This is a genomic window from Candidatus Neomarinimicrobiota bacterium, assembly GCA_041862535.1.
Classification (GTDB): Bacteria; Fidelibacterota; Marinisomatia; order SCGC-AAA003-L08; family TS1B11.
In genome coordinates this window covers 1-25,639 of record JBGVTM010000134.1, presented here as the reverse complement: position 1 = coordinate 25,639, position 25,639 = coordinate 1, and the positions used below count along the sequence as shown (strand labels likewise).

Annotated in this window: 27 protein-coding genes and 1 pseudogene; 15 read left to right on the top strand and 13 right to left on the bottom strand. The window is 56.6% G+C overall.

Annotated features, from left to right (window positions below; translation table 11 throughout):
* On the top strand, nt 1-798 hold a 798-nt coding region (locus tag ACETWG_05030), incomplete at its 5' end, for a lamin tail domain-containing protein (GenBank protein MFB0515951.1).
* A 68-nt stretch (nt 799-866) separates the two neighbouring features.
* Here the strand turns inward: ACETWG_05030 and ACETWG_05025 are convergent.
* Nucleotides 867-1,538, bottom strand: a complete 672-nt coding sequence (locus ACETWG_05025) for a hypothetical protein (protein MFB0515950.1) — start codon at nt 1,536-1,538, stop codon at nt 867-869.
* A gap of 93 nt (nt 1,539-1,631) precedes the next feature.
* Here ACETWG_05025 and ACETWG_05020 point away from each other — a divergent pair, with 93 nt between their 5' ends.
* From ACETWG_05020 to ACETWG_04990, 7 genes and pseudogenes are all read left to right on the top strand, one after another.
* Nucleotides 1,632-2,816, top strand: a complete 1,185-nt coding sequence (locus ACETWG_05020) for a hypothetical protein (protein ID MFB0515949.1) — start codon at nt 1,632-1,634, stop codon at nt 2,814-2,816.
* Nucleotides 2,768-3,736: a hypothetical protein gene (locus ACETWG_05015; protein MFB0515948.1), complete on the top strand. Its 969-nt coding sequence runs from the start codon at nt 2,768-2,770 to the stop codon at nt 3,734-3,736. Before ACETWG_05020 ends, ACETWG_05015 begins: the two co-directional genes overlap by 49 nt.
* A gap of 9 nt (nt 3,737-3,745) precedes the next feature.
* Entirely contained in the window at nt 3,746-4,618 is an 873-nt protein-coding gene (locus ACETWG_05010; GenBank protein ID MFB0515947.1) for an aminotransferase class IV, read from the top strand.
* 49 nt (nt 4,619-4,667) lie between these two features.
* Nucleotides 4,668-4,757 (top strand): annotated as a pseudogene (locus tag ACETWG_05005) (hypothetical protein).
* Between the two features lie 37 nt (nt 4,758-4,794).
* Complete coding sequence (locus ACETWG_05000) at nt 4,795-5,751, top strand: pyridoxal-phosphate dependent enzyme (GenBank protein MFB0515946.1); 957 nt, start codon at nt 4,795-4,797, stop codon at nt 5,749-5,751.
* Nucleotides 5,752-5,867: 116 nt separating this feature from the next.
* Complete coding sequence (locus ACETWG_04995) at nt 5,868-7,415, top strand: acetyl/propionyl/methylcrotonyl-CoA carboxylase subunit alpha (GenBank protein ID MFB0515945.1); 1,548 nt, start codon at nt 5,868-5,870, stop codon at nt 7,413-7,415.
* Nucleotides 7,412-7,921, top strand: a complete 510-nt coding sequence (locus tag ACETWG_04990; GenBank protein MFB0515944.1) for an acetyl-CoA carboxylase biotin carboxyl carrier protein subunit — start codon at nt 7,412-7,414, stop codon at nt 7,919-7,921. The genes ACETWG_04995 and ACETWG_04990 overlap by 4 nt, the downstream gene beginning before the upstream one ends.
* Nucleotides 7,922-8,025: 104 nt before the next feature.
* Here the strand turns inward: ACETWG_04990 and ACETWG_04985 are convergent, their stop codons facing one another.
* The 3 genes from ACETWG_04985 to ACETWG_04975 form a co-directional block, all read right to left on the bottom strand.
* Entirely contained in the window at nt 8,026-8,568 is a 543-nt protein-coding gene (locus ACETWG_04985; protein ID MFB0515943.1) for an isoprenylcysteine carboxylmethyltransferase family protein, read from the bottom strand.
* A gap of 154 nt (nt 8,569-8,722) precedes the next feature.
* Complete coding sequence (locus ACETWG_04980) at nt 8,723-9,907, bottom strand: glucuronyl hydrolase (protein ID MFB0515942.1); 1,185 nt, start codon at nt 9,905-9,907, stop codon at nt 8,723-8,725.
* 219 nt (nt 9,908-10,126) lie between these two features.
* Nucleotides 10,127-10,936, bottom strand: coding sequence for a PepSY domain-containing protein (locus ACETWG_04975; GenBank protein MFB0515941.1), 810 nt, complete (start codon nt 10,934-10,936; stop codon nt 10,127-10,129).
* 178 nt (nt 10,937-11,114) lie between these two features.
* Between ACETWG_04975 and ACETWG_04970 the strand changes: the two genes are divergently transcribed.
* Complete coding sequence (locus ACETWG_04970) at nt 11,115-11,594, top strand: RDD family protein (protein MFB0515940.1); 480 nt, start codon at nt 11,115-11,117, stop codon at nt 11,592-11,594.
* A 27-nt stretch (nt 11,595-11,621) separates the two neighbouring features.
* Nucleotides 11,622-12,422: an SDR family oxidoreductase gene (locus ACETWG_04965; GenBank protein MFB0515939.1), complete on the top strand. Its 801-nt coding sequence runs from the start codon at nt 11,622-11,624 to the stop codon at nt 12,420-12,422.
* A 52-nt stretch (nt 12,423-12,474) separates the two neighbouring features.
* On the opposite strand, the gene ACETWG_04960 is transcribed toward ACETWG_04965, so the two are convergent.
* Nucleotides 12,475-12,831 (bottom strand): DUF6249 domain-containing protein, encoded by a 357-nt coding sequence (locus tag ACETWG_04960; protein ID MFB0515938.1) that lies wholly within the window; start codon nt 12,829-12,831, stop codon nt 12,475-12,477.
* Between the two features lie 117 nt (nt 12,832-12,948).
* Here ACETWG_04960 and ACETWG_04955 point away from each other — a divergent pair, with 117 nt between their 5' ends.
* Complete coding sequence (locus ACETWG_04955; GenBank protein ID MFB0515937.1) at nt 12,949-13,524, top strand: RNA polymerase sigma factor; 576 nt, start codon at nt 12,949-12,951, stop codon at nt 13,522-13,524.
* Nucleotides 13,505-13,990: a hypothetical protein gene (locus ACETWG_04950; protein ID MFB0515936.1), complete on the top strand. Its 486-nt coding sequence runs from the start codon at nt 13,505-13,507 to the stop codon at nt 13,988-13,990. Before ACETWG_04955 ends, ACETWG_04950 begins: the two co-directional genes overlap by 20 nt.
* A 42-nt stretch (nt 13,991-14,032) precedes the next feature.
* Here the strand turns inward: ACETWG_04950 and ACETWG_04945 are convergent, their stop codons facing one another.
* From ACETWG_04945 to ACETWG_04935, 3 genes are read right to left on the bottom strand one after another with little or no spacing between them, the layout of a single operon-like run.
* Nucleotides 14,033-15,403, bottom strand: coding sequence for a HEAT repeat domain-containing protein (locus ACETWG_04945; protein MFB0515935.1), 1,371 nt, complete (start codon nt 15,401-15,403; stop codon nt 14,033-14,035).
* An 18-nt stretch (nt 15,404-15,421) separates the two neighbouring features.
* The gene (locus ACETWG_04940) at nt 15,422-16,261 is read right to left on the bottom strand and encodes an anti-sigma factor (protein ID MFB0515934.1); all 840 of its coding nucleotides are present in this window, start codon (nt 16,259-16,261) and stop codon (nt 15,422-15,424) included.
* A complete protein-coding gene (locus tag ACETWG_04935) occupies nt 16,258-16,857 on the bottom strand; it encodes an RNA polymerase sigma factor (protein MFB0515933.1) in 600 nt (199 codons plus the stop codon). Before ACETWG_04935 ends, ACETWG_04940 begins: the two co-directional genes overlap by 4 nt.
* Nucleotides 16,858-17,096: 239 nt before the next feature.
* On the opposite strand from ACETWG_04935, the gene ACETWG_04930 reads away from it, so the two are divergent.
* From ACETWG_04930 to ACETWG_04920, 3 genes are read left to right on the top strand one after another with little or no spacing between them, the layout of a single operon-like run.
* Nucleotides 17,097-18,503, top strand: coding sequence for an FAD-binding oxidoreductase (locus ACETWG_04930; GenBank protein ID MFB0515932.1), 1,407 nt, complete (start codon nt 17,097-17,099; stop codon nt 18,501-18,503).
* Between the two features lie 23 nt (nt 18,504-18,526).
* Nucleotides 18,527-19,639: an FAD-binding oxidoreductase gene (locus ACETWG_04925; protein ID MFB0515931.1), complete on the top strand. Its 1,113-nt coding sequence runs from the start codon at nt 18,527-18,529 to the stop codon at nt 19,637-19,639.
* Complete coding sequence (locus tag ACETWG_04920) at nt 19,633-20,910, top strand: (Fe-S)-binding protein (GenBank protein ID MFB0515930.1); 1,278 nt, start codon at nt 19,633-19,635, stop codon at nt 20,908-20,910. The genes ACETWG_04925 and ACETWG_04920 overlap by 7 nt, the downstream gene beginning before the upstream one ends.
* 6 nt (nt 20,911-20,916) lie before the next feature.
* On the opposite strand, the gene ACETWG_04915 is transcribed toward ACETWG_04920, so the two are convergent.
* The 5 genes from ACETWG_04915 to ACETWG_04895 form a co-directional block, all read right to left on the bottom strand.
* On the bottom strand, nt 20,917-21,576 hold the full coding sequence (locus tag ACETWG_04915) for an energy transducer TonB (GenBank protein ID MFB0515929.1): 660 nt from the start codon (nt 21,574-21,576) through the stop codon (nt 20,917-20,919).
* A gap of 605 nt (nt 21,577-22,181) precedes the next feature.
* On the bottom strand, nt 22,182-22,646 hold the full coding sequence (locus tag ACETWG_04910) for a universal stress protein (protein ID MFB0515928.1): 465 nt from the start codon (nt 22,644-22,646) through the stop codon (nt 22,182-22,184).
* A 449-nt stretch (nt 22,647-23,095) separates the two neighbouring features.
* Nucleotides 23,096-23,863, bottom strand: coding sequence for a type III pantothenate kinase (locus tag ACETWG_04905; protein MFB0515927.1), 768 nt, complete (start codon nt 23,861-23,863; stop codon nt 23,096-23,098).
* 31 nt (nt 23,864-23,894) lie between these two features.
* Entirely contained in the window at nt 23,895-24,671 is a 777-nt protein-coding gene (locus ACETWG_04900) for a biotin--[acetyl-CoA-carboxylase] ligase (GenBank protein MFB0515926.1), read from the bottom strand.
* Nucleotides 24,672-24,686: 15 nt separating this feature from the next.
* The coding region (locus tag ACETWG_04895; protein MFB0515925.1) for a methylmalonyl-CoA mutase family protein at nt 24,687-25,639 on the bottom strand (953 nt) is incomplete at its 5' end.

Here is a 25,639-nt window from a genome sequence, read left to right as displayed (position 1 = left end):
GATATCCCTATCCCAGCTCCCGCTATGGCTGTGGTGGTAAATGAGATCATGTATATGCCCTTAAGCGGCGAGCCGGAATGGGTGGAACTGGTAAACACCACCACCATTATGGTGAATTTGAAACATTGGGAGGTTCGTGATCAGACAACCGGGATCCTCTTGCCAGAGGAAGTTCTTCCTCCGGGGGCATATGTGGTAGTGACCGGCGATTCGGCGGGAGTCAGCGGCTGGCCGCCGGGGATAGCGGTCATCACCGTCCCCGGCTTCCCAGCTTTGAATAATACCGGTGACCTAGTGATCCTGATCGATCCGACCGCCGCAGTTATCGATCAGGTCGACTACACCCTGTTTCCCCTCACCACCACCGGCAGGTCCCTGGAAAAGGTGAGCCCCACAGCTCCTTCACAAGCGGCATCCTCCTGGGTCACATCACCCGCACCCCAGGGGCACACGGCTGGCAGGCAAAACTCGGTACTGCTCGCGCAGGATCAATCCGGCCTGGTATTGGAACCCAACCCTCTGCCACTGAATACGCCTTCATCCATATTGGTGGTCAAGTATGTGACCCCTTTCGCCGCCATTAACTTGCTGGTCGAGATTTATGACCTGGCCGGCCGCCGGCTGAGTACCCTCGCCAATGAGGGACCGCTGCCCGGGTCGGGAGTGGTCACCTGGGATGCCCGGTCGGTAGACCTGGTGCGTTATAAAACGGGCCAGTACATCTTATTGTTCCGAGCAAGAGATACGGGAACGGGAAAACGCTGGGAGCGGCTGGAGCGGCTGATTCTGGTTCATTAATAGACGCATGAAAAAAAAGGGCCACTCCGCAGCGGCCCCATTGTTATTGACAAGAAAAAGAACTCGAATTACAGCTGGAAGCCAATACCGGCACTGATAGTCGCGAAGGCTTTCTTACCGGGGACGATTCCCTCCACCATGGTCTGCCGGAATCTGACGTTAAGGGCAATCGGGATCAGCGGCGGCTTCATACGCGCACCCAGTTCAAAATGGACGCCACTATTGGATTCTGAAGCTTCCAGAAGGTCATCAATATCCAGTGCCGTGTTTTCGTCTCCTAAGAATTCTTCTATGAAATCCTTATCGACAATCGGTAAGGACGCGTTAAAGTTGAGGCCACCGCCAACATAGAACTTGATGACAGGCAGTTTGAAGACATTTTTCTGGATAGAGAGATACCCAGTCGTACGCAACCAAGCGAAATCCTGGGGTTCAGAATCACCCGTCAAATCATTGACGTACGTGAATGTATAGTCTCGGCCATAGAGATCAAATCCTACCTCCACGTCGATGATAGGGATCGCGTCGATAAACAGGTATCCACCGATGCCAAATGGCTTATCGAAATCCTCGCGGGTCAAGGTAATGCCGGATATGCCAAACAGGTTGGTGTAGGACTCACCACTGATGGAATAGCTGTCCTGACCGGCATTGAGGCCAAAGCCGATCAGGGCCATGGCGCGCTGGGAGGGAACCAGCAGAGCCAGAACGAGTCCGAGAGCCAAAAGTGTTTTTTTCATGGGAAACTATCCTCCATTCGTAAGTTTCCTGCCAGAGAAAGCAAGATTTAAACAGTAGATAGTTTGATATATTCCAGCCGGATGTGCAAGTAAATGATTGTGAAATTGCATCCCCCCATTGAACCGGAGTGGAAAGTGATTTCCAAGGCGTGGGGGCATCCGTTCCACCCCATGTGCAGTTACATGGCGATGTTTCCGCCGCGCATTCCGCACTACTTCATCCAGCGATTCAGCCGGAGAGGTGACCGGGTGCTGGACCCTTTCAGCGGGCGGGGAACCACTCCCACGCAAGCCTGCGTGGAAGAGCGAGTGGGCATCGCCAACGACCTGAATCCGCTGGCATATGTCCTCTCGCGGGCCAAAGTTGATCCACCGGATAAGCCCGCTGTACTGGCACGCCTCGCTGAGCTGGAAATGGACTATAAGACGAATGGGGGGAAACCATCCAAAGAGATCGGCCCGATCACTGTTGTTTTTCATCCTGAAACCCTATCAAAGCTGACTTTTCTAAAGGCCGCCCTCACAGAGAGCCGGGAGGACATTTTCATTCGAGCGACCATTCTGGGCATATTGCACGGCAAATACCGGCGGAATGGGACCGAATCCATATATTTGAGCATTGACATGCCCAATACCTTCAGCATGAGCCCGGAGTATATTCGCAAATATGTTAATGATAAGGGGCTGCAATACCTCTCCCTGGACGTATTTACCAACACCAGCCGACGCATCGAGCGGCTTTACCGCCGCGGCCGTCCGCCAGTAAGTGGCGAGGCCTATCAGTACGACGTGCGCCATCTGCACGAGGTGGTCGCACCAGGATCCATCCAGCTGGTGGTGTCGTCACCTCCCTACCTCAAGGTGGTCAAGTATGGGCTGTATAACTGGATCCGGCTTTGGTTCCTGGATGTGCCCGTTGAGGAGGTTGACCGCCGTCTCGACGACGGCCATGCCCTACCGACCTACCTGGAGTTCATGGGTGATACAATCCGGCAGCTGGAAACTCTTCTGCGGCCCGGAGGCATGGCGACCCTGGTTATCGGCGACGTAGCCCAGAACGGGGAACCTCCCCTGAATCTAGCCGAGAGGGTCTGGGAATCGGCGGCACCCAAGACCGGCCTGCAGCTGGTGGACATTGTGCCCGACGCCATCGCCGACAGCGCCAAGGTTACCAAAATCTGGAACGAAACGCGGGGACGGGCCACCGCTGTGGATCGGATCCTAGTGCTATGCAAGGGAGACCGGCCAGCGGTGAACCACCCCAAGGTCACCTGGTGAACGCCGGGACGCAGACGACACTTTCCCGAAAAGGGATTTTCAAGCGCTTTCCATGGCTGAAAGAGCGGCATCTGCCGATGGTCATTTCCACTGATATAGACGGCCTGCTCTCCGCCGCCTTTTTGCATCATTGCCTGGAGTGGCACGTGGAGGGCTACTACGACTGCACGACACTCTGGCTGTCCCCGGACGGGGTGGAGCATAGAGATCGGCTGCTATGGATCGATCTGGATGTCTGTCGTCCCGAGTGCCGCTGCCTGGGGCATCATATCCTGACAGTGAGCGAGGGAATTCCTCCTGGACTTGCACACAGCTGTAATCCCAATCTCCTGGCGGGGATCGGGGCCGATAACTTCAGCGCGAAATATCCCTACTCCACCCTGCTGTTTCTGCTCTGGCTTCACGAGCAGAAGCCGCGTCGGGACTTAATTGCCCGGCTGCTGCTGCTGCAAGCCGATTCCGCGTGGATCAATTATCAGAACTACCATGAGAACTGCCAGAGTTGGCTGGAGCGACTCCCCGATTACGAATGGCCCTGGCTTTTCCAGAATGTGGATTCGGAACGGTTCGACCGGCTCATGAGCGATCAATTGTACCCGAAGCTGGCAAAGCTGGGTGCTGTTCCTACAGCGGCCAGCACAGGCAGCAAATACCTCGGGCTCAAGGGAAGGCAGTTGTTTTTCAATCCCGATTGGGATGAGGATATCATTATAGGGGTGTATGGTCTGGCGGGCACGTACCTCAAATGGTCGCCGCCGCACCTACCACGTATCACCCGGCGCCGGGAGGGTCAGCGCGTGAGGGCGGCCCTGGATTCGGTCGGTAAAAGTGACTTTCCGGGGGAGCTCATCAAGGAGGGGGTTTTTTCCTACGCGATTACCGGCGTGAATACCCTTAATTTCACCCGCCTCGACTGGTGAGTTGAAAGTATGACATCAACGCGTTCCGGGAAACAACACGATCCGATTGTCTATGCCAATGGTGAATGGGTACGTCAGAGTAAAGCCACCGTACCGTTCATGGACAGCGGTTTCTGGTATGGCGACGGTTTGTTCGAAACCCTGCGGCTGGCGAACGGCAACATATTCCGCTGGCACAAGCACCTGGCCCGGATGCGGGAAGGCATGAAAATCCTGCGGATCGACTTCCCAATGCCTGATGATGAAGTGGTGGCGCTGATGCGGGAATTGGGAGTTCGCAACGGTCTGAGTGATACCCTGCTGCGTCTGATGTGTACGCGGGGCACCCTGGCAGGCGCCCCCTGGGATCATTCCGGTGCCTCCAACCTTTACCTCGGCATACGGTACGCCCAGCCGGAGCCAGCCTTCCCGGTGAAAATCAAGTTCGTCAAAGAGGCGGACTATCCGCTGGGCCGCATGGTCCCCGCTATAAAGTCCATGACTTATCTGCCGAATATGCTGGCCACCCGGGACGCTATAGCTGAAGGTGCCTTCGAGCCGGTCTTCGTCAACCGTGATGGTCTGGTGACCGAATGTGCCACGCGCAATATCTTTTTTGTGAAAAGCCAGACCCTCCGCACAGCGGATACATCCCTGGGTATCCTGCCGGGTGTTACCCGGGACCTGATCATGGAGCTGGCCGGTGAGATGGGGCTACCGTTGGACCTGTCCCCCATTCCCTTCGAGGAAGTGAATGCGATGGACGAGGCTTTTATTTCCGGCACCGGGATTGGTGCCTACCCGGTCACCTGGGAAGGCTACCACCCCTCCGATTACGCTGTTACGATGCGCCTCCGGGAGCGGATCGAGGCCCAGGTGCAGCTGGAAACGAAGGGCAGCTAGTGCCCTTTACAGCGGCGGTTTTCCCTCAGGATAGCATTCCTCCGTTCGCACTACCAACGCGGACGACATACATCCCGGATACGGCTTCCTCACCGAGAAGGCCACTTTCGATCCTACATGGACCGCTCCGCTCTATTAAGTTTTTCCCCGTTTAAGGAATTATTGTTGGAAGAGAAATGACAACTCCAATCGACCTCAGCCACATCCATGATGCCGCCGAGCGTATAGCGCCCTACGCTCATCGCACGCCGGTTCTCACCTGCGCGGGCCTGGACGAAAAGACCGGCGGGCGGTTGTTTTTCAAGTGCGAAAATTTTCAGAAAGTAGGGGCCTTCAAGTTCCGCGGCGCCTGCAACACCATCTTTTCCCTATCGGATACTGAGGCTGCCCGTGGGGTGGCCACCCATTCTTCCGGCAACCACGCTGCTGCCCTGGCCCTGGCCGCCCGCCTGCGGGGCATCCCGGCCTATCTCGTCATGCCCCGTAGCGCACCAGCGGTCAAGATTGCTGCTGTGCAAGAATACGGCGGACAGATCACATTCAGTGAGGCCACTCAGGAATCCAGGGCTGAGACCCTCAAGGCAGTTACTAACGATACCGGCGCGCTGTACATCCCCTCCTACGATGATCCCCGAATCATTGCCGGTCAGGGTACGGCGGCCCTGGAGCTGATGGAGGATGTTCCGGACCTGGCGGTGGTCATCGCTCCCATAGGCGGGGGTGGCTTGCTGAGCGGGACAGCCATTGCCGTGAAGGGCCTCTCGCCGGATACGCAGGTGATGGGGGCCGAGCCGGAGGGCGCCGACGACGCCTGGCGCTCGTTTCAGGCCGGTCACCTGGTGACGGTCGATCACCCACGCACCATCGCCGACGGCCTGCTCATGCCCCTGAGCCAGCGCACGTTCGAGATCCTGCAAGAGAATGTAAGTCGGATCGTCCCGGTCGGCGAGGAGGCCATCATGCGAGCCATGCGCATGGTGTGGGAGCGCATGAAGATCATTATTGAGCCCTCCGCAGCGGTCGCGGTGGCCCCCTTACTGGAAGGCGATCTGGATGTTCGTAGTAAGCGAGTGGGCATCATCTTCTCCGGCGGGAACGTGGATTTGACGAGGTTGCCATGGTTTAAGGATTAAATCTTTCTTACAGCCGGACTGATGCTCTCCGCTTGCCCGCCGTCCGCCCCGCTTTGACGCCGGATTTCCCTTAGGATTGCATTCCCCCAGACCAGTCTTTAAACTCATCGCGCACCATGATTAACAAGGTATTGATCGCCAACCGCGGGGAAATCGCCGTACGGGTCATCCGCAGTTGCCGGGAGCTTCAAATCCCGGCGGTGGCGATTTTTTCCGAAGCAGACCGTACTGCCCCGCATGTGCTCATGGCGGACGAGGCGGTCTGCGTAGGTCCGCCGCCATCCATCGACTCTTATCTCAACGTAGCCCGTCTCCTGGAAGTGGCCCGTTCCACTGGTGCGGATGCCATCCATCCCGGATACGGATTCCTGGCCGAGAACGCCGCATTCGCGCAGGCGGTGTTGGAAGCCGGGTTTACGTGGATCGGTCCCGATCCGGAGACCCTGGAGCTGATGGGAGACAAGGTATCCGCTCGCCGGCTGGCCCTGGAAGCAGGCGCGCCCATCGTTCCCGGCAGCACGGAACCCATGACTGAATTGGACGGTATCAGAAAGACTGCTGGCAAGGTAGGCTACCCGGTCCTCATCAAGGCTGCCGGTGGCGGCGGCGGTAAGGGTATGCGGCTGGTAGCAAGCCCGGACGAGCTGGCCGAGGCCTTCGAGCGGGCCCGCTCCGAGGCCGCCAGTGCCTTCGCTGACGACCGGGTCTACGTTGAAAAAGTTGTGGACCAGCCTCATCACGTGGAAGTCCAGATGTTTGCGGACCGCCACGGTAAAGTGGTAAGTCTGGGTGAACGGGAATGCTCCATCCAGCGACGCTACCAGAAGATTATCGAAGAAACTCCCTCCCCATTCATTACCTCCCAAGTCCGGCAGCAGCTGAGTATTCTAGCTGTAAAAATCGTCAAAGCATGTCGCTACAAGGGAGCCGGCACGGTGGAGTTCCTGGTTGACAGGGATCAAAACTATTTCTTCCTGGAAATGAACACCCGCCTTCAGGTAGAGCATCCCATCACCGAGATGATTACCGGCCAGGACCTGGTAGCCGAGCAGCTCCGGGCGGCGTCGGGCGAACCCCTCTCATTTGACCAAGAAGACATTCAGCCCAAAGGCCACGCCATCGAGTGCCGCATCTACGCCGAAGACGGCTTCGACAACTTCACGCCTTCAACCGGTACGGTCCTGGAGCTGGCCACTCCCGGCGGTTTCGGGGTCCGGATGGATCACGGGATGCGCGAGGGTCTGGAGATCACGCCCTACTACGATCCCATCCTGGGCAAGCTCTGTACCTGGGGCAGGAGCCGTGGGGAGGCGATTGAACGTATGGCTCGGGCACTGGAGGAGCTGCGGATAGTGGGACTCCGCACGACCGTGCCCTTCTGCATGGCAGTTATGAACCATCCGGCCTTCCAGCAAGGGAATTACTGCACGAGTTTCATCAGTGAGTTCCTGCCCGACTTGATATCGTGGGCCGAGGTCGAACAGGGCCTGGGGGAAGTGGCCGCTCTGGGGGCCACGCTGTTTGCTTCCTCCCAGCAAGCCAGATCCGAGCGCCGCACCGATGCTCGTCAGGCTGAGTCGACCTGGCTGCGTCTGGGCCGGGAACAGCAGGTCTCACGTTCCCGGAGGGATCTCCCAAAGGGATCCAAACGGACATTCGGATGATTTTCCAGGCCACCGTCGCCGGGCAGGAAATAAGGCTCAACCTTCGCCGCCATAACGGTCGACCCGTAGTTGAAATCGCCGAACGCACCCCTCAGCTGGACCTGGTGCGGCTATCGCCATACTCCTACTCACTGCTGGTGGACGGTCAATCGCATTATCTCTCCATTCGCCCCAGCCAGGATGGGTTCATGGTGGACCTGCGGCGACGCACCTACTACGTCCGCTTGCGCAACGAGCTGGACCTGACCATTGAACGGCTGGGCATGACGAACGCCGCCCGGGATTACAGCGGGAAGGTGGTGGCGCCCATTCCCGGCCTGATCACCTCAGTGGCCGTGGCCTTGGGCGACAATGTGACTGCCGGTGACCATCTGCTGGTCCTCGAGGCCATGAAGATGGAGAACGAGATCGCCGCACCCATATCGGGCACGGTGACGGCTTTATATATAGCGCCCGGGGAGGCGGTGGAGAAAGGGGCGATCCTGCTGGAGCTGGCAGGACGCTGAGGGATTTAAGATTGTCGATTGAAAATTGAAAATTGAAAATTGGATATTGGGGGAAGAGGGGCAGCGGTCAGCCGGTCGTTGTCAGGGGCTGGTCTAGCGGATCATCAAATAGGTAAACCCGGGAGGATGCGGCCCTTCACCCGCTGCTTGTATTCCAGGTAGGGCTGTCCCAGAGCGCGTGCCAGACTTTCTTCCTCAATCAGAACGAGGAATAGAAAGCCAGCCCACCACAGGGGCACCAGCGCGATGCCGATGATGGAGCGGAACATCATCGCGAATCCCAGCGCGAACAGAATGTCAGCGAGGTAGATGGGATTTCTGACAAGGCCATAGATGCCGGTGGTCTTGAGAACCGTCTTTTCATCGGGGGCGGCCCACCATTTAATGGAAAAGGCGGGAGTGGCAAACACCAAGGCGGCTGCGAGGATGACTCCGCCGGCAATCCAATTCCAGTTACCTATCATCAAACGAGGCTGAGGGCATACAGGCAACACGAGTATCACCCGGGCCAGATCGCTGATCGTCACGATGATGAAGCCGAGCGGGGTGTATTTTTTCAGCCTGGTACCGCTTATTAGGGCGGACCCCGCAAGAAGGCCATACACGCTGATAAACGCCCAAAAGAAGGGATCTTTAAGAACGAACATCACACACCTCTCATCATAATTGGATCATATGACGGCGGGATAAACAAACCATAACGCATACCTTCATGATATCGCTCTTCATAGCCATCCGGTAAGACAATATCATTTTCCACATCGTTATCATTCGAGCAACCCCAAAAGACAAGCTGAGATTTTATTTTGAAGCCTGCTTCATGAGAGCCTCGATGAAGTAGTAATCCGCATAAATCATCGGCACATTCACTTCGATGTTGTGGGGCCTATCACCGGTGCTATGCAGGAGCAGAGCCGGCAGACCTGATGCTACAGCTGAGTACCAGGACGACGACAAGCTCTCAACGAGGCGCTTTGAGGCGGCCCGATAATGTCTCTTCAGCACCGCTTGATCCACGAGGGTCGCCAGCGTCCATAAGCCAGAAGCCGCAATGGCAGCAGCCGAGGCGTCCTTTGGTTCTTCCGGCTCGTGTGGCGCATCGAAGTCCCAATAGGGTATGCCGTCTTCAGGTAGTCGCTCTAAAAACCGATCAGCGAGGCGACAGGCAGTCTCAAGGAAGACGGGCTCCCTGGTTTCACGATAGGCCACCGTGAAGCCATACAGCCCCCACGCTTGACCACGAGCCCAAGTCGAGCTGTCGGCCCATCCCTGGTGGGTCCCCCGCCAGATGACCTCGCCGGTTTCAGGCTGGTAATCGACCACGTGAAAGGTACTCCCATTCGCTCTAACGTGGTCTCGAATCGTTGTCAGAGCATGAGTCTGGGCCAACTCCGCCAGCGACGAATCCGCACTATTTCGGGCAGCCCAGAAGAGCAATTCCAGATTCATCATATTGTCAATGATCACAGGGTAGGTGAACGATCCCCCGTCCCAAGACCGGATGGCTCCCACCCGCGCATTAAACCGCGAGGCAAGGTGTTGGGCAGCATCAAGCACTACCGTTTTGTAGCGTTCGATCCCTCCAACACGGTAACCATGGCCGAAGCTGTTGTTGATCATGAAACCGACGTCGTGAGTTGGCGCCGTCTGCTGAGTTTCCAGCCCTTCCGTCCAGCGCCGAGCTTGCACGGAAAAGGAAGGATTTCCCGTATATTGATAGAGCTGCCAAAGAATCCCCGGGAAGAAACCGCTGGTCCATTGCTCCGGCGGCGTCAGGTGCCAATCCAAGCCATTGACAATGCTGCGAGGATAGCCCTGCTCCGGCGACAGCGTCTGAGACAACGGCAGGTAAATCGCAGACGCGGTCCCAAGCAGCTCGTCGGGAGATTTTGGTACGTTTTCCCTGGAAAAGCATGACAGCGAGAATAAAGCGGCCAGGAACAGATAAGGTATTAACGATTTGATGTGGCCGGTTGATCGATGCATTCCATTCAGCTCCCTAGTCCCAGTCAACTTAACAAATATTATACTGAGTTCGGCGGATGAGCAGCTTCTAATTTGCTCAGACGGTCCGTACTATCTTGCATTATTTGAGTGTATGCTATTGTTCGCAGTCCTGGCAGGTTCAGGGTCCTGGAGCGGGGCTTCCGTCCGCTGCAGGCCCTTATGTACCGGTAAGGGTGCTGCCAGCTTAGTGCTGCCCGCTTATTTCTTCCGACTTGCGCCGGTCTTACGGCTGGGGCTCCGTTTGCGTGTCTGGGGCTGGAGCAGGGGCGTGGTGAGATACCACAGGGTGTAGCCGGAGGCAATGGTGACCAGGCCAAGGACCGATAATACCCGGATGAGCCAGTTGTTGACGTTCTCCCGCCCGCGGTAGTCCATGATATGGAGCATCCACAGGAAGTCATGGACACGCCCGAGGGCGCTGCGCCGGGCCGTGACCTGGCCAGTATGCTCACTGACGTAAATGGCGGAGGCTTTCCAGTTATCGAAGGTGATCTTCCAGGCGGGAAGCGGACCCCGGTATTCACCGCGGGCAGTGTCGATGCGGGTCACTTGGTGAACAGGGATTTCGGGGGTGAAATCGGCTTGCGCAATGGCGGTGGCAGTGCTGCGGCCAATTGGGGATAGCTTCTCGCCGGTGATGGCGTTGTAGGTCTCGGCGTGGCGATCATCCTGGATGAAGCGGTAGACCGGGATATTGAGGAGCTTGCCCAGCTGGATCTCGCGGACCTGAGGGAGCTGACTATTACGAATCAGGGGAGGAATGGAGGCCAGGAAGTTCTCATATTTCAGGTTAGCTGGTTCCTCTTCATTCATATCCGTTTCGCTGCGCACCAGGGTCGTATGCACCCAGGAGAAGTAGATGCCCCCCAGGGACCACAGCAACAGCTGGATACCTATAATCGGCCCTAATCGGCGATGCCATTTGCGGATGAATTTCTGTCGGCTTCTGCGGGACACGGTAATGCTCCTTAGCGATGGATTGGTTTGATTACCCCTGCGATGGTCAATGTAATGGGATAAGCACTCCAGAAATTATAATAACTCATAGCAGTTTGACACCTCGATCCCTAGCTTTTATCGAACCTAGCCCGTACTCCCGGAGGGAAAACCAGTAATCCAGCCAGAGAATAGAGGGTAAACGGACCATGAGCGATCCCGGCGCTTACCGACCTTTAAAATTGACCGTATGAGAAAGCTGGAAGGGACCCCGCTCGCCAGCTTTCGAAAGCGAGCTATTGCTTTTGGAATAGATATCGTCATTGCATTTCTGCTCTTTGTTCTTGGTCTATTCCTGGTCGGGATAATCATCTGGTATCGGGCTACGCGGGGAGAGTTCACGAGCTATTCATTTCGTTTTGATCCCGGAGCGTGGTACGGGCGGCTTATCGTCCAGCTGCTGGTCCCGATTCTCTACTTCGGCCTGTCCACTTACTTGCTGAACGGTCAAACACCGGGTAAGAAAATGCTGAAGATCAGGGTAATCTCGCTGGTGCACGAGAAAATAACCTTCTGGGACGCCCTTGAGCGCGCCCTGGGCTATGGCCTTTCGTTGGTGGAGCTGGGCTTCGGATTCTGGCAATACTTCACCCATCCCAATCATCAAACTGCCGAAGACTGCCTGGCAGAAACCATCGTCATTGATGACCGGGGATTGGCGAGGGATTAGAAGGGTGCAGATACGCCCGTATCAGATATGAGTTTTAACCAGCAACGCGTGATCATCACGGGGGCCTCCAGCGGTATTGGCAGGGAGCTGGCCCGGCAGTTAGCATTACACGGGGCTCGTCTGTGTCTGGCCGCCCGCCGCGAAGATGAACTGGAACGGTCAGCCGATGCCTGCCAGCGGCTAGGGGCTGAGGCCCTGGCCGTGGCTATCGACATCACCGATCAAACCCAGTGCAAGGCCCTGGTTGAACGCACAGTGCAGGCGTGGGGTGGGGTCGATATCCTTATCAATAACGTCGGCATGTCCATGCAGGCCCAGTTTGAGGATGTCACCGATCTGACTATCTATGAGCGGCTCATGCGGGTAAACTACCTAGGGGCGGTGGCCTGCACCTATTACGCGCTGCCCTATTTGAAGGCCAGCCGGGGGAGGATCGTGGTGATTTCCAGTCTAGCAGGGAAAACCGGCGTCCCCACCCGCACCGGTTACTCGGCCAGCAAGCACGCCCTTCACGGCTTCTTCGACGCCCTGCGCGCGGAACTGGCCGGGACCGGGGTGAAGGTCACCATCGTCTGCCCCGGCTATGTTACTACCGACATCCGCCGGCATATCATCGGAGAGGATGGGCAGCCGCAAGACCGGAGCGGCCCGGATGAAACTCGGTTTATGAGCGTGGAAAAATGCGCCCGCATTATTCTGCGAGCCACAGCGAAGGGTAAGCGAGAGGTAATCATGACTCTGACCGGGAAGGTAGGCCGGTACCTGCAGCCGCTTTTCCCAGGATTGATTGATAGAGTAGCGTGGAAAAAAGTAGGGCTTCGCCCCTGACCGAGCCGGAGCCCGGTCTGCGAAGCCCTCTTAGAATGGGACGATGAGTAGACTAATCCTGGACGCTCTCTGCGCCTTTCTTTCTCTCGAAGTAGCCGATCAACAGGAAGGCGAGCCCCACACCCAGCGGCAGGAAACCCCAGGCCGTGGCTTCCATCACCTTGGATGAAAACCACAGGGCCAATGTGAAGGCGATGCCGATGAAGGTCCAGATGACCCCCAGCTTCAGATAATCCCTCTTCGCAGGAGGGGGAAAGGGGACTTCAATACCTTTCTCGATGGCCGCCAGGATTTCCTTGCTTTGCGTCTGACGCCTCTTGTAGCTATAATACAGTACGAGGAATACGATCAAGGCCGTACCGCCGAACGAAAAGATGATGGCAACGATTGGAATCCAATGTTCACTCATGGAATCACTCCTTTTTTACCCGTTAGACCGCTGAGTACCACCTATTGTTGCACTTTCTCTATATTCTGCCTAGGTTTGAGTGCAACAATCTGTGATTCAGAACAGTCATACCAGGTGATGGGTCTTCTCTCAGATACGGAGCTGGTCGAGCGATTCCAAGCGGGTGATCACGAGGAAGTCTTCAAGGAGCTGGTGGAGACCCACGGAAAGACAGTGTACAACATCGCGCTGTTCACCCTGAATGATGAGGTTTTAGCAGAAGACGCCACCCAGGATGCTTTCATCAGGATTTATCGCGGTCTGGCGAAGTTCAAGGGCGAGGCCAAACTCTCTACCTGGATGTACCGCATCGTGAAGAACGTGTGCTATGATTACTTGAAGAAACGCCCCTACGAGCGCATCAATGAAGTTGAGAAGATATATCACGTCGCCGCAGCCGGCCACAATCCCGAAGAGGAAACCCTGTCAACCTGGCAACACCGCGAGCTGCGTGCGGCCGTCGAGCGGCTGCCAGGGCAGCAGCGCCTGGCGATCACCCTCTATTATTTCCAGGATAAGTCCTATGAAGAGGTAGCCGCCATTATGGGTCAGCCCCTCAACACGATCAAGTCGCATTTACACCGGGCCAAAGCGACTTTGGCCAAATCACTGGATTATGCACAAGGAGAGATGTATGAGCCAGCCATCGTTTGATGAGTTTGAGCAGATTTTCAGCCGTGCCCAGGTAGAGTTGCCGCCGCACCTTAAGGAGCGTCTCCTGGCGATTCCAAGGATGTCAACTTCTGTTTCCTTCTGGGATCTGAGCTGGGTGCTCCCCGCGGCGCTTATGGTTCCCGCCGCCCTATGGCTGATCATCACCCACGCGGGCGCCCTCTGGAACTCTATCATAGCGAATGCTGCTCCACTTGTTGAAGGTCTGGCCCTGCCCTCGCTGCCCACACCTTCACTCCCCCAAGCGGGTGCCCTCTGGGAGCTTATCGTAACGAAGGCCGCGTCGCTTACGGAAAGCCTGGGTCTACCGGCGCTGCTCACTCCTACACTGTTCTCACTGGCTGTGGTATTGGGCGTCGTAGTGGTGGTTATGAGCATCTGGCTCTATTTGCGTGCCGAGAGCCAAGCGACGCTGCTATTCGCCAGGCGGCTGACAAGAGCCCTTTAAGGCTCGGCCCAAAAAGAGGCTAAAGCAACAGCCCCTTCGCGATTATTTACCCTCGAGAATCTCGATGAGGGCTTCCTGGGCTTCCGGCGTGTTGATGCGCGCCAGGGATGAGACCGCTTCCGTGCGGACCTTCACATGCGGATCGTTCAACGCCAGCTCCAAGAGGACGTTCACCACCTCCTTGATCACGGAACTCTCCAGGCCCCCTTCCAACGGCTGCAAGGTGGTAATCTGCCCCGTAATCTGCCCCATTGGGCTGGCGATGATCCTGGCGGAACTGCCGGTTACCCGGCCTAAGGCGTTCACCGCACTGGTCCGCGTGTTCGTATCCTCCTGCCCCGTGGCCAAGGCGATGAGTGCCCTGATAGATGCCTCGCCACCCTGCCGCCGTAGAGTATTTACGGCTTCATCCCGCACATCCTTGTCTGAATCCTTCCGGGCAATTTCAACCAGCTTGTCCACCACCGCCGGGTCTTTGAAGCGTCTCAGGGCGTAGACTATTTCCTTCCGCTGATCCTTATCCTCAGTACGATCATAAAGGCTGAAGATGGCCTGAAGGGCGTTCTTAGCCTCCACATCTTTAAGCCGGCTCAGAGTGGCAATCGCCACCTGGACTTTGTACTCCTGCTCCAACTGCTCGAGGATAGGTCCGTATTGGGTCCTGGCCTTCTTGCTCTTCGCCGATAACTTCCGACCCAATATTATCAGGTTGGCCTTGGCGTCATCCCGCCACTTGCTGTCTGCAAACTCCTGGATGAATTGATAGTAGGCATCGAATATTTCCTCTTCTGGCATCCCGGACTTATCCAGAGCATAACAGATCCAGAACCGGGCATCATCGGTATAGCGGGTGTCCTTGAACTTCTCGAGAAAGCTATCCAGGGCCTCCCGGGCTTCGGCCCACTTCTCCTCCAGGATGAGGGCATAGGCCTCCTGATATGCCTGGGCGATTTCTTGCCGAACACCGGTAAATTGAATGCTGTACAGACGAGCCGCCTCCCGGGCCCGTTCCGCCGCCTCCCGGGCCCGCTCCTCAGCCTCTTCCTGAAGTCGATACTGCTCTTCCATCTGCTGCTCATAGACCTCATGCTGCGCTTCATACTGCTCTTCCATCAATTCATACAACTCGGGCTCCACCGATTCCAGGTAGAGCACATCCTCCAGCTCATCCAAGTAGTCCTCGTTGGTATAAAATTCCAACTCTATATCCGGATCGACGTATGGAACAGGAGCCACTTCCGGTAGGACTATGCCCCTCACCGGCGACAAGGTGTCCGGCTCGGGAGCCCTGGGTGCTCCGGGCACCTGCCCCCAAGCGTACACCGCCGAAACCAATAACATCCCTGCCACAGTCAAGATACACATTCTCCGGGCACTGGCGTCAATCGCTTGCAGTTCGTTTTTGCGTCTCATGACATCACCTCTTTCTGGTCAAATCAGTATGGAAGATGCTTTCACCCTGGCGTCCGGCTCTGCTTGGGTCCCGGATTCATCGTCCTGGCCCATCTCAGCCAGAGTGATTTTTAATAAGATGGAATTCCTGTCAATCCCATCCTGAACTAGGATGATGGTCCACACCAGGTCTTCACCGTCGCTGTTGGCCAGCTGCAGTAGAACCCTCTCGATCTCATCGATCAGGTACTGAAACCGCGGATCAGCTGTGGCGACCTCATGATCGCGCAGCTCTCGACCCTGCTGAAGTAGCTCCCGGGAAATCATCTGTTGGTGGCCCAGATCTATTACACCGAGATCATCGTCACTCGTATCAAAGTTGTCCAGACCCAGCAAGAGCACCCTGGTCCTCCCCAGGTAGCGGGAAGCCAGGTCGTTGAATTCCGCCACCAGCGCCGGATCAAACACAGCTGCTCGGGCATGGGCGGCGTCACCGCCGGCCAGACTGAGGTAGGTGGTGCGGCCAATGAAAATCCCGGTGGCGATCAAGAGCAGGGCGGCGGCCACGGACACCCATGCCGGCCGGACGGGCAGCGGAAGCGATGGGAGCCAAGTGAGCCAATCCAGGAAACGGTTCCTGGTGTGTTCCGGTGCCAGTTTCCGGGATAGCCGCTGCCAGTAGCCCTCCCAGAAATGGGGCTTTATGGCGGGAAGCTGCCGCTGGTCCATGACCTTCAGGGTCGTAGCCAGAGCCTGATACTCCCCGGCACAGTCAGGGCAGGACGCCAGGTGAGCGTCGAAGATTTTCCGGCGGCGAGGGCTCAAGGCGTGATAAAGACTCTCCACCATCATTTTTTGATATCGGCTGCAACTCCTCATGATGGGTCCTCCAAGCCAAGCTCCGCTTTGTAAAAGGCCAGCTCCTTCTGCAGTCGGCGGATAGCCCGAAACAGCTGACTCTTCACCGTTCCCACTGACAGGCCCAGAATACGGGCAATTTCCTTTAAGGACAAATCGTGGTAATGACGCATAATAAAAACGGAACGCTGCTGTGGCGCTAGAGCCTCAAGGGCCTGATTAATGTGTTCCTGCATATGGCGAGAGGCCGTTTGAGTTTCGGGACTATCTTCGTTCGCATTGGTAACAAACGGCTCCGGTTGCGGTTGGTCTTCATTCGAAGAAAATTGTCCAACCCGTCGACCGCGGGCCTGTTCTTTACGGCTGTTGTCGATGAAGGTGTTTACCATAATACGATACAACCAGGACATGATTTTTGCCTCGCCCCGAAAGTGGGGGAGAGCGTTATAAGCCTTAATGAATACCAGTTGCGATAGGTCTTCGGCATCATCCCAGTCACCTGTCAGTTGGAGAGCCATTTGAAAAAGGGGCTCCTGGCAGCGTTCAACCAGCTCCCGAAAGGTCGCCAGATCTCCTTCTTTAGCACTGTGAAAATGACGTTGCTCATGGTTTTTCATTTTCAAATAGTACCGGTATTATGACGTATATTCGACTGGAATGGTTTACATCTCACATCCAATTTGTGCCAATTCGGCACCTATATACAGGCCACCAGATACAATGCTACTACCGTAGCAAGTCGAAAACAATGGATTACCGTTACCCAAACGCCGTGGCACCAACCTTTTTCACTTGAGTTTCCGAAATTGCGGTAAAAACTTCTGCCGTGTCCATATCCCCCCAGCTGATTAAACAATTGCGCCGTGTCGTCGGTCGTGAACATGTAGACACAGGTCTAGCCGAGCTCCTGGTCTACGAGTCTGATGGTTTGACTCTCCATACTGCCCGGCCGGGATGCGTGGTTTACCCGGGTAGCACGGAAGAATGCGCCCGGGTGGTGCGGGTATGCAACGACAATGGCGTGCCTTTCGTGCCGCGGGGAGCGGGGACCGGCCTCAGCGGTGGTGCCATCAGCGACGGGGGCGTGATTATCCAGCTCAGCCGCATGAACCAGCTGCTGGCTATCCACCCTGATGACCGCTACGCTGTCGTCCAACCGGGAGTAGTGAATAACTATCTCAGCCTTCAGACCCGCCCTTACGGACTGGAATTCGCACCTGATCCCTCCAGCCAGGTGGCCTGTACGATCGGCGGCAATGTAGCCGAGAACGCTGGAGGGCCACACACCCTTAAACACGGTGTCACAAGCAACCACATCCTGGGTCAGACGGTAGTGTTTTCTGATGGTGATGTGACCACCTTTGGGGGACCCTTGCCCGCGCAACCCGGGCCAGACTTTTCCACCTTTTTGATCGGCACCGAAGGGACCATCGCGATTACCACGGAGATCATCGTCCGTCTGGTACCGGTGGCCCCGGCAGTCACCACCATGCTGGCAATTTACTCGACGGTAGCTGGCGCCACTGATTCGGCATCGGCGATCCTGGCCGCCGGGATTCTGCCCACCGCCATGGAGCTGATGGACAACCTGTGCATTCAGGCGGTGGAGGCCCACATGAAGGTCGGTTTTCCCACCGACGCGGCGGCCGTGCTGCTCATTGAGCTGGATGGTGAGAAGGAGCTCATTCGCCGGGATGCGGAAGCGGTGTCCCGGGCATGCCGAGGGCAGGGAGCCGTGTCTTTCAACACCGCCAAGACGGAAGCTGAGCGCGAGCGCCTGTGGTTGGGCCGGAAACACGCCCTCGGGGCTCTGGGCAAGATCACCGCCGCCTATTACACCAACGACGGTGTCGTTCCCCGCAGCCGAATCACCGACATCTTTCAATCCATCTACCGCATTGCCGATAAGCACGGCATACGTATAGGCACTTTATGTCACGTCGGCGACGGGAACATCCATCCCCTCATTCCCTATGACCCGGACGAGGCACAGGGGCCGGAGCGAGCCAGAGCCTGTTCGAAAGACATCCTTCTGGCCTGCCTGGAAATGGGAGGATCAATCACCGGTGAACACGGTGTTGGCGTAGAAAAGCGGGATCTGCTCGGGCATATGTACTCCGACAATGATCTGGCCCACATGATCCGGCTGAGGGATGGCCTGAACTCGAAGGGTCTGCTCAATCCTGACAAGATATTTTCCAATGGAGTCCGCTGCGGCGAGCTCCGCGCGGCGCCGTCGCTACCACCAGGCGCCCGGGTATAACGGTGGCACCCGCATCTACTTCCATGCGTTGGCCCCAACCTGGCGCTTTCCTGCAACCCAGTGAAAGAGGTCACCTAGGTGAGCTAATTATCCAGGCCCGGTCCCGCGGGATCAGCATCGGATCACCGGGAGCCGACTATCACTGGGACCTATCGCGGCTTAACAGGGTGGTCTCCTTTTATGCCCCGGATATGGTCTTATCGGTGGAGACCGGCCTATCAATGAGTGCTGTCAAGGACGTGGTTGAGGCTCAAAGGCTCTGGCTACCCCTGGATAGTTCCGGCAATGGCGAGCTGCCTGTAGCCGAATATCTGGCCGGAGATCAGTCCCTCAGTTGGCTCAGCCACCGCTATAGAACCGCCCGCGACTGGGTTGTGAGCATGACAGCGGTGGATGATCACGGTCGGGAAGTGACCAGTGGTGCCCGGTTAGTCAAAAACGTAGCTGGCTACCAGCTAGCGCCGCTGTACATCGGTGCAGAACACTCTCTTGGTCCGGTTGTGGAGGTTTCCTTCCGACTGCTGCCCCTACCTACCGACCTCACTCTGGCCCGGTGGGAAGCTGAAGATCCCTCACGCTTGATGACAATTTTGCAGGCAGCTCGCCAGAGAGAACATCCCTCGCGGCACAGCGATCCCTGGGAAGGTCTGAGGCTGGAACATCGAGAGGGCCGGTGGCAGCTGGATGGCATCACGCGTTTCCCTCCTAACGTCATTGAGACGTGGGTAAGCACTGCCAATGACGAGCTGGCACAAACCATCGTGCGGGTGAATAACCCGCCCCGAGAGGGTGAGTTAAACGGCGTTCAGGCTGAGCTGCGCATTCTAGCACAACCCACTCGGATCCCCAAACTCCTTGAGGCCCTACAACCCTTAGGTTCTGACCTGGTTTGTTATCCGGCGTCAGGAATAATAAACCTCGGCTCTCCACCAAGCCAAGAGGGCAAAGAAGCCCTAGAAACAATGCTAGTCCAGGTGGTGGTCAATGGTGGGCTGGTCCAGCCATTAATGACTGATCTCAGCGTCAAGCTGCCAAGGCCGGCAGAAGTAGTCGGGGAACAGACTATCATGGCTCGGGTAAAGACGATTCTGGATCCTGAGGGAGTTTTTGGTCCCTTGCCCGCTAAGTTATGCTGATAGCGCACCAACTCTTCACCACCGCTGATTATCGCCTGCTCCAGGAATGCATTCACTGTGGGCTGTGTCTACCCACGTGCCCTACCTACATGATGAATAGCAAAGAGTCTGATTCCCCACGCGGCCGACTGGCCCTCATGAAATACCTGGATCGGGAGCCCGAAGCAAGTACCGAGGGCACCTACTACCACCTTGACCTGTGCCTGGGCTGCCTGGCCTGCCAGACAGCCTGTCCTTCAGGAGTGCAGTATAGTCACCTACTGGAAAGAGCCCGCAGTTACCAACGACGAGAAGTCCGGCCACTGGCATGGCTTCAACGCCTGGCCCTTCGATGGATCACCGGTCAGCCACAACTGCGCCTACTTACTACCTTCCTGTACCTGATCCAGAGTATGGGTTTGGACCGCCTGGCACCGGCCCTGCGGCTACTGCCCAGGGCACTTCGGTTCCAGCTGGCCGGAATGCCGCAAGTGGCAGGCAAGGCCTTCAGTCGCACGGTGGACCGATATTTACCCGCTGTGTCCGCCGAAGGTGATCACCAGGGAGTTGTCGCAATGTTCACCGGCTGCGTCATGGACCACTGGTACGCCGACGTTCACGCTGCTACTGTGCGGGTTCTAAAGTGGAATAGCTTCGATGTGGTGCTACCGGAGGGCCAAACTTGCTGTGGCGCTTTGCATACCCACGCTGGCCTGGATGAGGAAGCGGAACGACTTTTATCCCAAAACCGGGAGGCGTTCCGGGGGATCAATGCCCAGGCCCTAGTAGTGAATGCGGCCGGCTGCAGTGCCCAATTGCGATCTGGTTTGAAGCTGGAAAACGGCGAGCTTCCCATAGTGGATATCGGTGAATGGTTGGCAGGCCGGCTTATACGGCCGCCTCGTCATAGGCTACCCGAAAAAATAACCTACGACGCCCCCTGTCATTTGTACCATGCCCAGGGTATTCACGACGCACCCACACGACTTCTGGCCTACGCATGTGAACGGCTAGTGCCCCTGCCCGAGGCCGAGGTATGCTGTGGGAGTGCCGGTCTGTATAGTCTAATCCAGGGTGAAATGTCCCGCCAGGTTCTGGCCAGAAAAATCAATCATATTCGATCCGTAGCGCCCGAGGTACTGGTAACCGGCAATCCCGGTTGTCAAATGCAGCTACAGGCGGGTCTGCGAGAGGCACAAATCAATATTCCGGTGTACCACTTTATTCAGGTGCTGGATCAGGCTTACCGTCGCGAGGAGGGTTACCGCGACGCTTTCGGATTGACCGAGTAGGGGAGCTCAGTCAATACTAAGAGGGGTACTTCGGAGGCGGAAATGGACCGGTATGGCCACCCAAACCCCTATAGGGCGATCACGCTGGAGAGCGGGCTTGAATCGGACCTGCTTGATGGCATTAGCGGCAGCTTCATCCAGCCCGGTATCCGGAATACCCTTCAACACCACTACATCTTCAACGAAGCCCTTATCGCTGACAAAAACCTGAAGGATTATAGTTCCCTCAATGCCAGCTTGCTTGGCGATTTCGGGATACTTCAGCTTGGCAGCGATCGCCTCGTAGCCGCCGATAGGGACGGGAGGCTCTTCGTGGGGAATGAATCTAACCCTACTGGCAGGGTCATCTTCGGGTAGGGGAGGAACCTCCCAGGCCACATACTCATCGAGGAGGGTTTCCTCAATGGTGATGTCCTCGGCGAAGTTGTCTATTTCAGATTCGATGGGGATAGAAGGGCGTGAGGGGGGCGGTGGCTGCTCAAACTGGCGCGTTTCCGGAATATCAATCTCTTCCACAAACTCTTCAAATGCCGTAACCGGGAGTACTGACTTTCTGGACGTGAACCTGGGAAATGAAAAGAGCATCACCACGAGTACAAGCACTACGCCCAGAAGTATCATTCGAATTCGATAAGGGTAACCTTCTTCAAAAGCTCGTCGCCTCATAGGAGTCTCCTGTAGAGCTGTAAAAGAACTTGACTCACCGACCTGAGTAGGCCGCCGCTCCAGCTTTATTAAGACTCGCTAAACTGGCGAAAGGTTGTCATTCAGATGAATATTTAGCGTCCTGCCGGGTGGAAAGGGGTGGGCTTAATCCAATATAAAAAAGCCAGACACGACCTCGCTATATTGATAGGGCTGCTTAGTTTAGAGGAGATGTCCGAGGCCGTGTCTGGCAGAACTGATGGGCCGGTGCCTCGTCCAGTCCCAGATTGACCATCAACTGACGGCCTGGGGATGCCGTCCAGACGAATTCACCACCACGAAGGAACAGGGTGCGGATACCCTGACTTGGAGAGAGAGGGAGGGAGGATTGTCAATGACTGGTTCCTGGCGCAGGGCACCGGCCTAAGTTTCAAATAGCGCGTGAAAATATTTTGGGCTTTACTTTACTGCCCGTATAACTCTGGCTCTCTCGTCCAATTTAAGCACAATAATAGGATAAGGGTACCTTTTTATATAATTTAAATCAGCGATTTTCTTAAAAGCATATCGGGCTATCCTACTACCAAAACTAAGACTAATTCTTAGATCCAACCGTAAAAGCAAGCCTAGGTTCCGGTAGGCTCTTCTGGTTTTCTAACGGTAAGGACCGGTACTGGACTACGGCGAATCACCTTCTCGGCGGTGCTGCCAAATAGAGCATGAGTGATGCCGGTCTGGCCGTGGGTAGCCATGACAACCAGGTCGATATTCTCTTCGCGGACGGTATGGCAAATTTCCCTGATGGGAGTGCCATGGGCCAAGATGGGAATTACCGTAAGGTCGGTGGGCAACTCGGATGCGACCCACTCCTCCAAGAACTTTTGGGAATGCCGGGTCCGCTGTTCTTCCCAATCTTCTGATAAAGCCATGGGGCCCCAGGCGAAATCCACCGGCGTGAGCAGAGGTTCCAGCACATGCAGTACTACCAGTTTGGCGCCGAACTGGCGGGCCATTTCAACCGCATGCGGTATGGCTACCTTAGAATATTCCGAAAAATCGGTTGTGAGTAGAATTTTATTATAGGAGATCATGTCTGGATTCCCGGTTCATGAAGCAACAGGAATTAACCATAGCCAGACCTTTGTCCTCATTTTCAGCCAGACAGAGCATAGCCTGAATGGCATATTCCGCTAACTTGGAGTAGAGCATGGTAACAGGATGCTTTGGTCCAAAAACTTAGGTGTTGGGCAATTAAGAGGCAAACTTAAAATATTCATGGAGCTACAGCTATTCGAACGAGCTATTCTAGCGGATGGGGCAGGCACGAGATTAATACTTAAACCGGCCAACCTTCCTGTCGTAAGCTTTTATTTGATCCACCATCACTAAGGGAGGACAAGAGAAATATGAGCACTGCGTTCGGGGCGTGGACCAAGCGCCATCGCCAGGAGAGCCAGCAGCTGTTCACCTGCAAAAGGTCCGGATTAACCGGGCCCTTTCAGTATCAACCACCCCGATATATGGCTTAAGAGTGCCCGGCTCAGGCACACTGTTCATAAATCAGGCGTAGACCCTTCACCGTAAGATCGGGGTCGTAAGAGACGGGGGTGCGCAGCTCGCCAGCAATGAGGTTTCCCAGCCCGCCGGTGAGAACGACACTCATGTCCTTCCAGCCCAACTCTTCCCGGATACGCGCTACCATACCGTCAATCTGATCCATCACTCCGTACAGGATGCCGGCCTGGAGGTTGCTCTCCGTATCCTTGCCGATGACCGTCCCGGGCACTTTCAGGTCAACTGCTGACAAGAGCGCCGCCCCGGAAAACAGCTGGCGGGCACTGATCTCCAATCCTGGAGCGATTGAGCCGCCAATGAAATGACCACGCTCATTCACCACATCAAAGGTGGTGGCGGTGCCCAGATCGATAACGACGCAGGGGGTACCATAGAGTTCCCGGGCGGCAACCACATTGCAAATCCGGTCGGCACCCACCGATTCAGGATCCTTGACATCCAGGCCCAGATCCAGGGGCAGGTGAGCCTGCACCCGCAGGGGTTCAATCTGCAAATAGCGTCGGCACAGCTGGATAAAAGCCCGCCCAACTACCGGCACCACACTGGATATGATAACCCCATCCACGGTCGCGATAGCCACCTGAGCATCTTCAGCCAGGTGCTTAACGGCGATCCACCAATCGTCGGAGGTATGGGTGGCGTTGGTATGCAGCCGCCAGCTTTCCACCAGCCGCTCACCTTCAAACAATGCCAGGACCACGTTGGAATTACCCACATCAATGGCTAATAACATAGATGGCTCCTTCCAGTGTGCTGCAAAATTGTTAAGCTATTATGAATCGTTCGGGCTTCCAATCCAGATCGCCAGCGGTTACCACGCGGATTTGATCCCCGCTGTCTATTTCACCCTCACCTGCCTCATTCACACCGAGAAACCGGCCCTCCACCAGGCCCTCGGGACTGTGCCAGCGCACCAGCTGTCCCAGATGAGCACAGCGGGCGTGCCAGAGTGCAATTACACCGGCCAGGTTGCTCTCAAGTAGCTGCTCAAAACGATTGAGAATCCGGGTCAGGAGCAGTTCCCGCGGCAGTGGCTTCCCCAGAACCATGTGCACCGAGACCGCAGTGGGACGAAGCTGGTCGGGAAAGTCCTCCAGTTGCTCGTTCACATTGAGCCCTACGCCCATGACCACCACTAATCCCTCATCCGACGGCCGGCTTTCAGCCAGAATGCCCCCTAACTTCCGCCGATCCACCAGAATATCATTGGGCCACTTCAGGCGTGATTCAATGCCATCAGCTGCCAGGGCGTCTATTACCGCTACCCCCATGGCCAGTGAGAGCAGGCCGAGTCGGTCTATCGACAGGTCAGGGCACAGGAGCACTGAAAAAGGCAAACCCAGGTTCGGAGCGCAAAACCAACGCCGACCCTTGCGTCCCCTGCCGCTCCGCTGATTATCGGTCACCACCACCTGGCCGGTCACCGCCGCCCCTTTATCCAGCAGCTGCCACAGGTCCTCATTGGTGGAGTCAGTGAAAGGATAATAAGTAATCTCCCGACCCAGCTGACGGGTTTGAAGGGTTCCCTGGATAAGATTCACACGCAGCATTGCCACCTAACCCGGACGATACTCACCGAAGACTTCCCTTAGGATTTGTGAGATCTCGCCGAGGGTGGCATAGACCCGCACCGCGTTCAGGATATGCGGCAAGAGATTGTCAACACCCTCAGCGGCGGTCTTGAGGCTGTCCAGAGCGCGGCGAACATCCTCGTCGCTCCGCTCTTTCCGTACCTTCCGTAGCCGCGTCAGCTGGGCTTTCACCGCCCGGGGGTCGACAGCCTGCAAGGACGTTACCTCCTGGTCCTCCACCGCGAAACGATTCACTCCTACAATAACCCGCTCTCCCTGCTCTACCGCCTGCTGGAACTCGTAGGCCGAGCGGGCGATCTCCCTTTCCTGGTAACCCTCTTCGACTGCCGCTACCGCACCACCCTTCCCATCGATAACGGCGATCAGCTCCAGGGCCTCCTGCTCCAGCCGGTCGGTAAGCTCTTCCAGATAATAGCTGCCGGCCAGAGGATCAACCACCTCGGGGATGCCAGTCTCATGGGCGATGATCTGCTGAGTGCGCAGGGCCAGTCGCGCTGATTCCTCACTGGGCAGGGCCAGGGCTTCATCGCGGCTGTTAGTATGCAGGGACTGGGTGCCGCCCAGCACGGCCGCCAGCGCCTCCAGGGTGGTGCGCACCACATTGTTGTCGATTTGCTGGGCAGTGAGGGAGGAACCGGCCGTCTGGACGTGAAAGCGGCACATCTGAGCCCTGGGTTCGGTGACACCGAAGCGCTCTTTCATGATCCGGGCCCAGATGCGCCGGGCGGCCCGGAACTTGGCCACCTCCTCGAAAAAGTTCATGTGGACATTAAAAAAGAAGCTGAGCCGCTGGCCGAACCGGTTCACGTCCAGTCCGGCTTCCACCGCCGCCTGCACGTAGGCGATGCCGTTAGCGAAGGTGAAAGCCAGCTCCTGGTCGGCCGTGGTGCCCGCCTCCCGCATATGGTAGCCGCTGA